This window comes from Pseudomonas sp. GW822-FHT04H02, from assembly GCF_058800645.1.
This window is the reverse complement of the sequence record NZ_JBXAMM010000007.1, coordinates 246,254-258,777: the sequence shown is the minus strand read 5'-3', so window position 1 is coordinate 258,777 and position 12,524 is coordinate 246,254. Positions and strand designations below refer to the sequence as shown.

The following is a 12,524-nucleotide window of genomic DNA, read 5'->3' as shown; positions in this document are numbered from 1 at the left end:
ACCCGGCCATGGCCCTGCCGCAAGGCGCAGGGCCGTCGCTCCTTCAGAGCCAGCCGGAACGCTTGAAGCTGGCCCAGAGGCCGACACAACCCACGCTGATAAAACCCAGGACGCCAAAGTAGCCGTAGTGCCAACTCAGCTCCGGCATGTTCTGGAAGTTCATCCCGTAGATCCCCGCCACCGCCGTCGGAAACGCCAGGATCGCGGCCCAGGCGGCGAACTTGCGTTGCACGATGCTTTGCCGTGAAGCCTCCAGCAGTACGCCGATCTCGATGGTCTGGCTGGCGATATCGCGCAGGGTCGAGAGGTCTTCCATCTGCCGGGTGACGTGAATCTGCACATCCCGGAAGTACGGCCGCATGTTCTTGTCGATAAAGGGAAAGCTGAGCTTCTGCAGCTCTTCGCTGATCTCCACCATGGGCGCTACATGCCGGCGCAGGCGCAGCACGTCGCGGCGCAGGCCGTGCAGGTGCTGGATGTCCCGTTCGTTCAGCGAGTCGCAGAGGACGTTGCGCTCCAGCTCGTCAATTTCCGCGTGGATGGCTTCGCTGACCGGCTGGTAGTTCTCGGTAACGAAGTCCAGCAGGGCATAGAGCACGAAGTCTTCACCGTGCTCCAGCAGCAGCGGGCGCGCCTCGCAGCGCTGGCGCACGTAGCCATAGGAGGCCGAGTGGCCGTTGCGCGCGGTGATGATGTAGCCGTTGCCGGCAAAGATGTGGGTTTCGATGAACTCCAGCTTGCCCTGCTCGCGCACCGGCGAATAGGTGACGATGAACAGCGCATCGCCGAAGGTTTCCAGCTTCGGCCGGCTGTGCTTTTCCAGGGCATCCTCGATGGCCAGTTCATGCAGGTTGAACTGGCGCTGCAGGTTGGCCAGCTCGTGGGCGTTGGGTTCCTCCAGGCCGATCCAGACGAAGTGGCCGGGCTTGGCGGCCCAGGCGGCCCCTTCGTCGAGGCTGATATCCGTGACTTTTTTTCCGCCGCTGTAGACGGCGGCAGCAACAACTCTACCCATGGTTCCGGTTCACTTCTTCTTATCAAGGGGGCGGTGACAGATAAGGTGCAGCTTAGCCTGCAATGCACCATCAGAGTCACTGGCCGCGAGGGAGTTCGCGGACAAATAAAAGCCCGCGCAAGGCGGGCTTTTTGTGGCGCCGGGGTCAGGCGGCCTGCAGTTGGCGGTCCATGCTGGCGATGCATTCGCGCATCTGTTCGCGGCACTGGGCGATCAGCAGGGGCATGTCGTCCAGGGTCAGCCCGGCCGTGGGGATGGCCGGCAGCGAGCGGATCAGGATTTTGCCGCTGTTCCAGCGATCCAGGCGTATGTGCTTGATGTAGCTGCTGACGCACACCGGGACTATGGGCACGCCTGCGGCGATGGCCATCTGGAATGCACCTTTCTTGAAGGGCAGCAGCTCTTCCCCGAGGTTGCGGGTGCCTTCCGGGAAGACCCAGATCGAGGTGTCCTTGTGCTGCAAGGTGTGGGTGGTGGTGAGCATCGAGCGCCGGGCCTTGTGCGGGTTGCCACGGTCGATCAGCACGTTGCCTGCCAGCCAGAACAGCTGGCCGAACAGCGGCACCCATTTCAGGCTCTTCTTGCCGATGCACACGGTCCTTCGCGGCACCACGTTGCCGAATACGAACAGGTCGTAGTTGGACTGGTGGTTGGCGATGATCACGCAGCCCTGGGGTTTGTCCATCAGCGGGCCGACCTCGGCCTTGACCCGCAAGCGCAGGATGCACATCGCCGGCCAGGCGTAGAGGCGGGCGCACAGTCGGCTGTTGTCCGGGTTGAATGGGCGGCACAGGCCGAGCAGCAGGCCCAGGCTGCCTGCCAGGATAAAGTGCAAGCTCATCAACGACATACGAAGCAGATACAGCATCTAAACGGCCCACCCGGGGACAAAAGGTGGCGCAGTGTACGGATGTGCACTGTTTTCGGCAATTGCCGTTCTCAGCCGGGAGATGGGCGATGTTTAAGTACATGTTTCCAGCAATGGCTGGCGATGGTGATCTAGAGCGGTCGCGGCTTGTTGGCAAGGCATGCGGTAAAAAGCCCGGCGCGAAGGCCGGGCTGGTTCAGGTAGCAAATCCGCGGGTTTCAGCCCAGGTGCTCCTGGTCCTGGATGATCGCGTTGTCCAGGGCATCCAGCAGTGCCTTGCGCACCTTCAGCTTGGTGTTCTTGTGCGCCACCATGTTGATCTTCTTCAACTGGCGTGCAGCGGCCAGGGCGGCGCCTTGCAGTTCATCGGGCGCTACCACCTTGTCAAGGAAGCCGGCATCTACCGCGCTTTGCGGGTCGAACATCTCGCCATTGATTACCGAGCGATGCAAAGCCGAGCGACGCAGGCGGTCACGGGCCAGCTCGATACCCGCGTGGTGCATGGTCATGCCGATCTGCACTTCATTGAGGCCGATGCTGAAGGGGCCTTCGACACCGATGCGATAGTCCGCCGACAGCAGCAGGAACGCGCCCTTGGCCACCGCGTGCCCCGGGCAAGCGACGATCACCGGGTAGGGGTGGGAAAGCAGGCGGCGGGCCAGGGTCGAACCCAGGGTTACCAGAGCCACGGCCTCCTTGGGGCCGGCTGTCATGACCTTGAGGTCGTAGCCGCCAGAGAGAATCCCCGGCTGGCCGGTGATGATCACCACCGCGCGATCGGCGGTAGCCTGATCCAGCGCCGCATTGAAGGCGGCAATCACGTCCGGGGAGATGGCATTGACCTTGCCATTGCTCAAGGTCAGGGTCGCGATACCGTCTTCGAGATGGTAGGAAATCAACTCACTCATGACGCAATTCCTTGTATTGAAGTGCTGCAGAAGTTACCCACCACGGTAGCTGCGGTAAAGCGCCATGACTGACTGGTGAGTCAGCCCCGAGGTCGCTAAGGGCCCTGCATCACACAGCGGGTAACGCATGGTTTCTTCTATAGGGTTGTGGGCAAGGCTGAAGAATGGCCGGTTTGCCTTATTGCATGGGGGGCTGCATTGCCCTTGGCCGGGGATCGAGCTTAAGCGCATGAAAATTCTGAAAAAAAAGTTTGCCATCTGAAAAGCGATCGACTACATTAGCGCGCCTCGACAGACTGAATCGGTTTGAAGAGATACGGTGAAGTGTCCGAGTGGCTTAAGGAGCACGCCTGGAAAGTGTGTATACAGGAAACTGTATCGAGAGTTCGAATCTCTCCTTCACCGCCACATTCTACAAACACAAACCCCTGACTTTCCTAAAGAAAGTCGGGGGTTTGTGGTTTTTGGCGTCTGAAAAATGGCCCGATGGAGCGGGTAGGGGGGAGTTGTGTTGGGTTGACCCGGGGCAGCCTGTAGCAGGCTCTGGTGCGTGCTCATTCGGCAAACCACGCACCAGCTACGCCTGAAGGGTTACCACTGGCCACTTATGAGGCAGCCGACGATTTCCCAACCGCTGTATTCCCACCAGGAATATCGGCTATCGGAGCAGCTTCTGGCCAGGCTGGCCATCTGGATTTCGCCCGCTGCTTTTTGGGTTCCGAAAGGGGTATCAGTAGAAGCTGTCACCTGATTGACGGTCTGCGGAGCCTTGATCGGGGTCGGATGTACGGAAGCGTTCGCGACAGTTGCGGTGAAAGCGATCGTCGCGGATACGGCCAGAGCAGTTATGGACTTTTTCATGTTCGAATCCTTTCAGTCATCTGACAAGCGGCTTATGCCTGAGCCTGACCTGCCTTTATCAATAGCCTGAACAGATCGGGCGCGCGCATGGTGTGACGCCAGGAAAGCCTAGCACCGCGTTATTTCCCGCACAGTCGCTCAACGGCACTATTGACAAAGATATAAAAAACTGGGTTTTTCAGATGGTGGCGGCAGGTGAAGTAATGAAGAGCTTGAGCACATGCTTCCGGGCTGGTCTTTAAAGCTTTAATGCCAGCTGTAGTAACCCGACGACAACCGGCCCATTTTCAGCCTTTACGTGCGTTCGGGAGGTGGAGCGATCCATCGTCGCCCATGGCGTGCAGCCACTCGTCGGCGCCTGTCTGTTTTGAACGGCGGGTCGGCAAATGACTGTCTAGTCTGAATTGCCGTGACGAGCAGTATTTTCCAGGCAATCAGGAGCTTGCCGGTACTGGTCGGTTGTTGGAGGGGGCTGGGTATGAGGAGTCTTGCTTATATTGAAGACAACGGGGATGAGTTCCCAATCAACAACTTGGTGCGTTGCGGTCAGGCTGCATTCGAAGCAGAGGTTGAATCTTCTGGCACAGTTGTCAGCAAGAGAAAGGCGGCGGTGCCTGTAGCCAGCAACAAGATGTTTTTCCCCAGGGCGTTGCCGAAGAGAAGGTAACGCAGGATGCAGGCGGCCCCGCTTTATGCGGGGCTTTTTATTGCCTGGAGGTTTTTCAGGGGAAAGATTGGCGAGGTCCCATTGTTCGCCAGGGAGCTTTTTGGGCTATTTGTTAAGATGTTTTTCTATGTGTTTAGGAATTTTCTTATCTCAATTTGTTATAAGCGGCGATATGTTCCTTATCCCGATTCAAACGGGGCTGCGCATCCAGCGATGATGCCTTTTATATGAAACGCGATAAGGAAATAAACGTGAAAGCCATTTTCAAACTCCTCGCATTGTCCACGCTTGTTGCCACCGCCGCAGGTTGCACCAGCTACAACATCAGCCAGCCATCTTCGCCAATCGACAGTCAGGTCAAGGCTGACCTGAAGGCGGATGTAGCAGTGGGCGAAGCGATTTCCGGTCAGTCGTCGGTCAACATTCTGTTTGGTTTCCTGAAGTTCGGTGGCGATAGCCAGTTTGCCGACGGTGTGGCTTACGGTGGCGATGGCGGTGGCGCACTGGGTGGCCTGGGCCTCGATCCGGTCAGTGCGGTCAAGTCCGCTGCGGCTTTCAAGGCAGTCAAGTCTTCGGGCGCCGATCTGATCGTTGCTCCGCGTTATGAAGTGAGTGAAGAAAACTACTTCGTCTTCAAGAAAGTCTCGGTCACGGTCAAAGGCAATAAAGGCAGCATCCGCAGCATTCGTTGAGTGCAACTGAGTTCGAGCCTCTGTGGCGGAGATCGGGGCGTTGCACTGGTAACGTTCCAAGGCGTTGCCTGCCAGCGGCCCGGTCTGAACATTTTCGGTAAGGTGAGCTGAAGATGCCTCGGGATAGGTGAAGCTCAAGGTCTGTTGGTGTTGCTCCCACTGACAGGCTCTTTTCACATAATCTTCACATCTGCCTGAGTAGGCTCGAACCATCCGTTAAAAGCAGCATCCCTAGCCCGTTCCCCAGCGGGCTTTTTTTTGCGCGGGCATAAAACTCTTTTAAAATCAGCTGTCCAAGGCACCTGGGAGCAACCCGGGTGTGGCCGCGATAGCTCGAATTGGCCAGCGTGGCACTGGGCTTTCTTGTCAGTCCGACAGTCTTTCTTTGAGGTTCAAGTCATGCGTTTAACTCTACCTGCCCTGGTTGTGGGACTTCTGCTGGCTCAAGGCGCTATGGCCGGCGATGGCACTGCAGCCATTGGTGGCGGGCTTGGCGGCGCGTTGGGCAATGTGGTCGGGCAGAAGCTCGGTGGCAGTACCGGTGCGGCAATCGGCGCGGGTGTTGCCGGTGCGGCAGGCAGTGCGGCCGGGGCGCGCAAAGGCAGCCGGGCCAAGGCGGCCATCGGTGGTGGCCTGGGTTCGGCCGGTGGCTCGCTGATCGGCAATCGCCTGGGCGGTAGCACCGGCTCGACCGTCGGTGCCGGTATCGGCGGCGCGGCCGGTGGCGCCCTGGGTAGCAGCATGGGTCACAAGAAGCGTCACTGATTCTGCCTTGCCTGAAGAAAACCCGGCCCTGCGCCGGGTTTTTTGTGTGGCTTGCCCCAGGCTTCGCCATACTCAAGGCTCTGAGTCCCGATGTTCAAGGAGACGATCATGCCCCGCGAGACGCCAGGCCAGGCACAGCCCGCTTCCGACGAGCCGGAGGTGATCAACGACCCCGGGAATGAAGACCCCGGTTCATTGCAGGACGATGCACGCGTACCTCTGCAAGAGGCGCCGGAAGGCGACAAGAGCCCGCCTGGTGCAGCCGACTAAGGTCCGCAGCAACCGCCGTCCAGCCCCCTCGGTTGCTCCCGACCCAAGCCCGCCGCTATGCTGCTGAATCCTTTAATTGATGAATTGCCAAGAAGAACTGGCCGTACCTGAGCCGCTCCCTGGAATGTACTTTTGCTAACGGATCAGATGCGATGAATGCACAGTTGAACGATTTGGGGCCGATCAAGGCCGTCATTTTCGACATGGACGGCTTGCTCCTGGACACCGAGGGCATCTACACCGAGATCACCCAGTTGATCGCCGAGCGTTATGGCCGCACCTACGATTGGACCATCAAGCAGAACATCATCGGCCGGGGAGCCGGCGACCTGGCGCGCTATGTGGTCCAGGCCCTGGACCTGCCCATCAGCGCCGAAGAGTTCCTGGTGATGCGCGAACCGTTGATGCGTGAGCGCTTTCCCCGAGCCCAGGCCATGCCCGGGGCCCAAGAGTTGGTGCGGCACTTGAAGGAACACCGGATCCCCATTGCCGTGGGCACCAGTTCGTCGCAGATGTCGTTCGGCGAGAAAACCACCCGCCATGGCGACTGGTTCGCGCTGTTCGACACCATCGTCACCGCCGACGATCCGGAAGTGACGGCGGCCAAGCCGGCGCCGGATATCTTCCTCACGGCTGCCCGCCGCCTGGGGGTGGCCCCGGCCGAGTGTCTGGTGTTCGAGGATTCGCCGTTTGGCGTGACCGCGGCCAGGGCCGCTGGCATGAGCGTGATCGCAGTGCCCGATCCGGCCATGGCCGATAGCAAGTTTGCCCATGCCCACGGAATCATCCGTTCCCTCAAAGGCTTTCAGCCGGCTGCCTGCGGCTTGCCCCACCTGCACTGGGACTGATGGCTGAGCGGTAGCAAACCGCTGTTTTAAAGGCACTGAAAAACGGGCCGCCGGTCACCGGCGGCCCGTTTTTTTGTGGGGTATCAGGCGCCGAAGCCACCGTCGATGGTCAGGCTGGCGCCGGTGATATAGCCCGCTTCGGCGCTGGCCAGGTAGGCGACGAAACCGGCGACTTCTTCGGCATGGCCATAGCGACGGATAGCCATCAGGTCCATCAGGCTCGCGGCGAAGTCACTGTCCGCCGGGTTCATGTCGGTGTCCACCGGGCCGGGCTGGACGTTGTTGATGGTGATGCCCCGCGGGCCAAGGTCCCGGGCCAGGCCCTTGGTCAGGCCCACCAGTGCGGCCTTGCTCATGGCGTAGGGGCCGCCACCGGCGAATGGCATGCGGTCGGCGTTGGTGCTGCCGATGTTGATGATGCGGCCACCTTCGCCCATGTGTCGTGCGGCTTCCTGGGTGGCGATGAATACGCTGCGCACGTTGATGGCCAGGGTCCGGTCGAAGTCCTCCAGCTTGAACTCGTCCAATGGCGCAATGGCCAGCACCCCGGCGTTGTTGACCAGGATATCGAGTCGGCCAAAGGCCTTGACGCTGTCGTTCACTGCGCGGCGGATGGCCTCGGCGTCGGCGCTGTCGGCGTGGATCGCCAGGGCCTTGCCACCCTTGGCGATGATGCTGTCCTGCAGGGCCTGGGCCTTGCTCGCCGAACTGACGTAGGTAAAGGCGACGCTGGCGCCTTCTGCCGCCAAGCGCTCGACAATGGCTGCGCCAATGCCACGGGAACCGCCTTGGATCAAGGCTACTTTGCCGCTGAGGTCATATGTGCTCATGTGCTTCTCCAGAGATTCAAGGCCGGGTGCCTTGTGCTTGGAGCGAGTATCTGCCGCTGATTAGCCTCTGTGTAGCCGGTAATTTCTATACTCTGTGTAAACCAGAAGTTTAGAGTGGCCTCTATGGAAGCCTTTAGCAGTATCGAATGTTTTGTCCGCAGCGCTGAAGTCGGCAGCTTTGCCGAGGCGGCGCGGCGGCTCGGCCTGACCCCGGCGGCGGTGGGCAAGAGCGTGGCCAAGCTGGAAACCCGGGTTGGTGTGCGCCTGTTCCAGCGCAGCACCCGGCGCTTGACCCTGACCGAGGCCGGCCGCCTGTTTCTCGCGGAAGTCGCCGACAGCCTGCAGACCATCCAGAACGCGGTCAGCACCCTGGCCGATGCCCAGGGGCGCCCGGCGGGGACGCTCAAGGTCAGCATGGGCACGGTGTTTGGCGGGCTGTACATAGTGCCGATGCTCGGCGCCTTTTTGCGCCGCTACCCGGATATTCATCCCGACTGGCATTTCGACAACCGCCAGGTGGACCTGATCGGCCAAGGTTTTGATGCGGCCATTGGCGGCGGTTTCGAATTGCCCCAGGGAGTGGTCGCCCGGCGGCTGTCGCCGGCTCACCGGGTGCTGGTGGCAAGCGCCGATTACCTGCGGGGGCGGGCACCGATCAACGGGCCCGAAGACCTGCGGCATTGCCGGGGGATTCTTATCCGCTCCCCCCAGACCGGGCGCATCCGCACCTGGCAGATGACCGGTCGGGGAGGGCTGATGTGCCCGCTGGAGCTCAAGGCCAGCATGACCATGAGCGATTCCGAGGCCGCCTGCATCGCCGCGGCCCAAGGGCTGGGCCTGGCCTTGGTGAGCATGCCGTTTGCCGTCAATTACCTGCGTTCCGGGGCCTTGCAGCGGGTGTTGCCGGACTGGTACGTGGACGATGGCTTTACCTCGATCTACTACGCCGAGCACAAGATGCTCCCGGGCAAGACGCGGGCCTTCGTCGACTTCGTCATTGAGCAGTTCGCCGAGCAAGGCCTGGCTCAGGCCTTCAGCGCCTTGTAGGAGCCGGCCTGGCGACGACTCTATGTACCGCCGGCCTCAGCGCCCCGCCCGCAAGGGCCAGCCCTGCACTCGCTTGGGCCGGGGCGTGGCATAGGTGCGTACCTTGGAGGTGGATAGCCCCAGACGCACCAAGGACTCGGCAATGGTCACTGCTGCCGTTACTCCGTCCACCACCGGCACCCCGGTGCGCAAGCGAATCTGTTCATCCAGGCCGGCCATGCCCCCGCAGCCCAGGCAGATGACTTCGGCCCTGTCCTCGGTCACCGCCCGTTCGGCCTGGCGCACGATGGCTTCCACGGCGCGCAGCGGGTCTTCCTCCAGCTCCAGTACCGCCAGGCCGCTGGCCCGCACCGAGGCGCAGCGGTCATAAAGGCCGGAGAGCTTGAGCCGGTCTTCGATCAGCGGCACGGTGCGGTCCAGGGTGGTGACCACCGAGTAGGCGTGGCCAAGGAACATGGCAGTGCTGGCGGCGGCGTCGGTGATGTCCACCACTGGCACGTTCAGCAGTTCCTGCAAGCCTTCGCGGCCGTGCTCGCCGTAGCCGGCCTGGATCACCGCGTCATAGGGCTGGTCGTAGGCCAGCACCCGGTCCATTACGGCGATGGCCGCCAGGTAGCTTTCGAAGTTGCCTTCCACCGATTCGGCGCCGAAGTAGGGAGTCAGGCCGATGATCTCGGTACCCGGCGCTGCCACGCTTTGTGCCTGGTGGGCGATGGCCTGGGTGATGGAGTCGGTGGTGTTGACGTTGACCACGAGAATTCGCATGAGGGTTCCTTGCAGGTTGGGCAGTTCAGGCCCGGCGCGCCGGGCCGGGCAGGTTCAATGGCTGACGTTGTCCACGGCGATGCTTTCGCCGCTGACGTCCGCGTAGCCAGGTTGGCGCTTGGCGATGATCAGGTAGAGCATCCCGGCGATGCCGGCGCCGATCAGCCAGGAGAATGGCGAGACGCTGGCAAAACCCGGCACCAGGGCCAGCACGATGGCGATCAGCGCCGCGGGAATAAAGGCCCCCACTGCCCGCAGGTTGACCCCGTGGCTGTAGAAATAGGCGCCTTGCGGGTCTTCGCTATAGAGCTGCGGCACGTTGACCTGGGCTTTGCGCAGGATCCAGTAGTCCACCATGATCACCCCGTACAGCGGGCCGAGCAGGGCGCCCAGGCCGGAGAGGAAATACACGATCACCAGCGGGCTGTTGTACAGGTTCCACGGCAGGATCAGCACCGCCAGCGCCGCGCTGATCAGCCCGGCGCGGCGGAAGGTCAGGTACTTGGGCGCCAGGTTGCTGAGGACGAAGGCCGGGGCGACGAAGTTGGCCATGATGTTCACCGCCACGGTCACGATCAGAAAGGCCAGGCAGCCCAGGACCAGGGACAGTGTGTTGGGGATCGAGGCGATGATCTCCGTGGGGCTTTCGATGACCCGGCCATTGATCTGGAACTGCGCGCCGCACAGCAGCACGGTGATGGTGGCGAACACCAGGATGTTCACCGGCAGGCCCCAGAAGTTGCCGACCTTGATGGTCTTGCGGCACGGCGAGGAGCGGGCGAAGTCGCAGAAGTTGAGGATCAGGGTGCCGTAGATCGCCAGCCACAGGGCGCCGCCGGCGAAGATCTGCCGCCACATTTCGCTGCCGGTCAGAGGTTCGCGGATCGACCAGGCGATCTGCCCGTCGGCCTGGGTGTACATCCAGGCGGCCAGGCAGGCCACGGTCAGCAGGATGATCGGCCCGGCGAAGGCTTCGTAGCGCCGGATCATTTCCATGCCATAGGCGAGGATCGCCAGTTGCACCAGCCAGATCACCAGGAAGCAGGCCCAGCCCAGGGTCGAGAGGCCGAGGATCGAGTTGTGGTCGTAATCGGCGAAGCCCGGATGGATGGCCGTGAGCAGCACGCGAAACACCACCGAGGCCAGGTAGGTCTGGATGCCGAACCAGGCGATGGCGATCACCGCCCGGATGAGTGCCGGAATCTGCGCGCCATGGATGCCGAAGCTGATGCGGCTGATCACCGGGAACGGCACCCCGGTCTTCTGCCCCATGTAGCCGGACAGGTTCATGAAGAAATACACCAGCGCCGCGCCTATCCCCAGGGACAGCAGGATCTGCCAGCCGCCCAGGCCCAGGGCGTAGAGGCCGATGGCGAAGGAGTAGTTGGCGATGTTGTGCACATCGTTGGTCCACAAGGCGAAGATGCTGTAGCCACCCCAGCGCCGGCCTTCGACCTTGGTCGGTGCCAGGTCGCGGTTGTGCAGGCGTGGGCTGAGCGCGATGGGGGCCGCATCGGCGACCGGTTGTTGGACGTTGTGCGAATGCAGCGAGGAGGGCAGATCCAGTGCGATGTTGTTGGAAGGGCTGGTACGCATTCCGGCATGCTCCTGACTCCGGCCCTGGATGACTGTGCTTGAGCGAGGGGGCTCGACAATCTTCGTCACAGGGGAGGAATCACTGGGTTCGGGGCATCTGCAGCTTGAGTCGTGGGTCAGGCGTGCGGACGGTTAGTGTATGTATGTTTTGGTTTTTTTGTATACAAAACATACATCCACTAAAGCCACTTCTGTGCCAATTTCACGACTATGAAATTGGCTGCTGATTTCGTTTTGTTATGGGTTATTCCTAACCTTCTGAAAAGACGAGATTAAAAATTGACCGTTTGAACAGGTATTTATTTTTCGCCAGGCACGGCTTGGCGCCCAATGGATATCGGCGCAGGAAAGGCTTGTAACCTTTTGGGGCGGGGAATCTTTGAAGTGCACACAAAAATGGCACCGACGGTGACATTATTGTGTACAGGTTTTGCTGCGGGTTGGCTTTCAGTGCGGACGTCCTTCAGGCGCGCCCGCAGGGAAGGTGTCAGGCTTTGCTGATAATGTTGCCGGCGTGTAAGCCGCATTCTTTCTGGGTGGCTTCCTCCCACCACCAGCGGCCTTCGCGCTCGTGCTGGTTGGGCAGTACCGGGCGGGTGCAGGGCTCGCAGCCGATGCTGATGAAGCCGCGTTCATGCAGGCTGTTGTAGGGCAGTTCGAGCATGCGGATGTAACCCCAGATCTCCTCGCTGCTCATTTGTGCCAGTGGGTTGAACTTGTACAGGGTGCGCTCCGGCGTGGAGAAGGCTGTGTCGACTTCCAGCACTGCCACCTGGCTGCGGGTACCCGGGCTCTGATCACGGCGCTGGCCGGTGGCCCAGGCGCTGACGGTGGACAGCTTGCGCCGCAGCGGTTCGATCTTGCGGATACCGCAGCACTCGCCATGGCCGTCCTTATAGAAGCTGAACAGGCCCTTTTCCTTGACGAAGGGTTCGAGCTTGCTGTGGTCCGGCGAGATCAGCTCGATCTGGATCTTGTAGTGTTCACGCACCTGATCGATGAAACGGTAGGTTTCCGGGTGCAGGCGGCCGGTATCCAGGCTGAACACCTTGACGTTCTTGTTCAGCTTCCAGGCCATGTCCACCAGCACCACATCCTCGGCACCGCTGAAGGAAATCCACAGGTCATCGCCGAACTGGGCGAAGGCCAGTTTGAGAATGTCCTGGGCAGACTTGTTGGCATAGGTCGCGGCGAGTTCAGCGACGTCGAACGATGGGGTCATCAGGGCGGTTTCCTACAGGTCGGTGGCGCTGTGCGCTCTATAGGGGGGCGATCTTAACAAAATCCACACCGCCCTGGCGCGCTCCTCTGCGTTGCGCCTGTGCAGGCGAATCGCTAGAGTTCGGCAGTCCTTTTGCTCGCTCAATTTAAATAATCAGAACCAATGGGAGT

General features: G+C 61.0%; 13 protein-coding genes and 1 tRNA gene. 6 read left to right on the top strand and 8 right to left on the bottom strand.

Annotated features, from left to right (window positions below):
• Window positions 1–43: 43 nt before the first annotated feature.
• The 3 genes from AC1RMG_RS27780 to AC1RMG_RS27770 form a co-directional block, all read right to left on the bottom strand.
• Window positions 44–1,015 (bottom strand): magnesium and cobalt transport protein CorA, encoded by a 972-nt coding sequence (locus AC1RMG_RS27780; protein WP_019093266.1) that lies wholly within the window; start codon window positions 1,013–1,015, stop codon window positions 44–46.
• 145 nt (window positions 1,016–1,160) lie between these two features.
• On the bottom strand, window positions 1,161–1,883 hold the full coding sequence (locus AC1RMG_RS27775; protein ID WP_493170764.1) for a lysophospholipid acyltransferase family protein: 723 nt from the start codon (window positions 1,881–1,883) through the stop codon (window positions 1,161–1,163).
• A gap of 218 nt (window positions 1,884–2,101) precedes the next feature.
• Window positions 2,102–2,791: a crotonase/enoyl-CoA hydratase family protein gene (locus tag AC1RMG_RS27770; RefSeq protein ID WP_011060161.1), complete on the bottom strand. Its 690-nt coding sequence runs from the start codon at window positions 2,789–2,791 to the stop codon at window positions 2,102–2,104.
• A 318-nt stretch (window positions 2,792–3,109) separates the two neighbouring features.
• On the opposite strand from AC1RMG_RS27770, the gene AC1RMG_RS27765 reads away from it, so the two are divergent.
• Window positions 3,110–3,199 (top strand) — tRNA-Ser (locus AC1RMG_RS27765).
• Window positions 3,200–3,382: 183 nt separating this feature from the next.
• Here the strand turns inward: AC1RMG_RS27765 and AC1RMG_RS27760 are convergent.
• Window positions 3,383–3,652, bottom strand: a complete 270-nt coding sequence (locus tag AC1RMG_RS27760) for a hypothetical protein (RefSeq protein ID WP_019093267.1) — start codon at window positions 3,650–3,652, stop codon at window positions 3,383–3,385.
• Between the two features lie 894 nt (window positions 3,653–4,546).
• On the opposite strand from AC1RMG_RS27760, the gene AC1RMG_RS27755 reads away from it, so the two are divergent.
• The 4 genes from AC1RMG_RS27755 (at window position 4,547) to AC1RMG_RS27740 (ending at window position 6,894) form a co-directional block, all read left to right on the top strand.
• Entirely contained in the window at window positions 4,547–5,011 is a 465-nt protein-coding gene (locus AC1RMG_RS27755) for a hypothetical protein (RefSeq protein ID WP_015634732.1), read from the top strand.
• Between the two features lie 399 nt (window positions 5,012–5,410).
• Complete coding sequence (locus AC1RMG_RS27750) at window positions 5,411–5,776, top strand: glycine zipper domain-containing protein (RefSeq protein ID WP_015634733.1); 366 nt, start codon at window positions 5,411–5,413, stop codon at window positions 5,774–5,776.
• Between the two features lie 108 nt (window positions 5,777–5,884).
• The gene (locus AC1RMG_RS27745) at window positions 5,885–6,046 is read left to right on the top strand and encodes a hypothetical protein (protein WP_011060168.1); all 162 of its coding nucleotides are present in this window, start codon (window positions 5,885–5,887) and stop codon (window positions 6,044–6,046) included.
• A gap of 152 nt (window positions 6,047–6,198) precedes the next feature.
• Window positions 6,199–6,894 carry an HAD-IA family hydrolase gene (locus tag AC1RMG_RS27740; protein ID WP_011060169.1) on the top strand — a complete coding sequence of 232 codons (696 nt, stop codon included), beginning with the start codon at window positions 6,199–6,201 and terminating at the stop codon, window positions 6,892–6,894.
• An 83-nt stretch (window positions 6,895–6,977) separates the two neighbouring features.
• Here AC1RMG_RS27740 and AC1RMG_RS27735 read toward each other — a convergent pair whose 3' ends face one another.
• Window positions 6,978–7,724: a 3-oxoacyl-ACP reductase family protein gene (locus tag AC1RMG_RS27735; RefSeq protein ID WP_011060170.1), complete on the bottom strand. Its 747-nt coding sequence runs from the start codon at window positions 7,722–7,724 to the stop codon at window positions 6,978–6,980.
• A 123-nt stretch (window positions 7,725–7,847) separates the two neighbouring features.
• On the opposite strand from AC1RMG_RS27735, the gene AC1RMG_RS27730 reads away from it, so the two are divergent.
• Window positions 7,848–8,771, top strand: coding sequence for a LysR family transcriptional regulator (locus tag AC1RMG_RS27730; protein ID WP_011060171.1), 924 nt, complete (start codon window positions 7,848–7,850; stop codon window positions 8,769–8,771).
• 36 nt (window positions 8,772–8,807) lie between these two features.
• Here AC1RMG_RS27730 and AC1RMG_RS27725 read toward each other — a convergent pair whose 3' ends face one another.
• The 3 genes from AC1RMG_RS27725 to AC1RMG_RS27715 form a co-directional block, all read right to left on the bottom strand.
• Window positions 8,808–9,536: an aspartate/glutamate racemase family protein gene (locus AC1RMG_RS27725; protein WP_053150018.1), complete on the bottom strand. Its 729-nt coding sequence runs from the start codon at window positions 9,534–9,536 to the stop codon at window positions 8,808–8,810.
• A 54-nt stretch (window positions 9,537–9,590) separates the two neighbouring features.
• The gene (locus AC1RMG_RS27720; RefSeq protein WP_493170762.1) at window positions 9,591–11,132 is read right to left on the bottom strand and encodes an NCS1 family nucleobase:cation symporter-1; all 1,542 of its coding nucleotides are present in this window, start codon (window positions 11,130–11,132) and stop codon (window positions 9,591–9,593) included.
• A 487-nt stretch (window positions 11,133–11,619) separates the two neighbouring features.
• Window positions 11,620–12,354: a phosphoadenylyl-sulfate reductase gene (locus AC1RMG_RS27715; protein WP_011060174.1), complete on the bottom strand. Its 735-nt coding sequence runs from the start codon at window positions 12,352–12,354 to the stop codon at window positions 11,620–11,622.
• Between the last annotated feature and the right edge of the window lie 170 nt (window positions 12,355–12,524).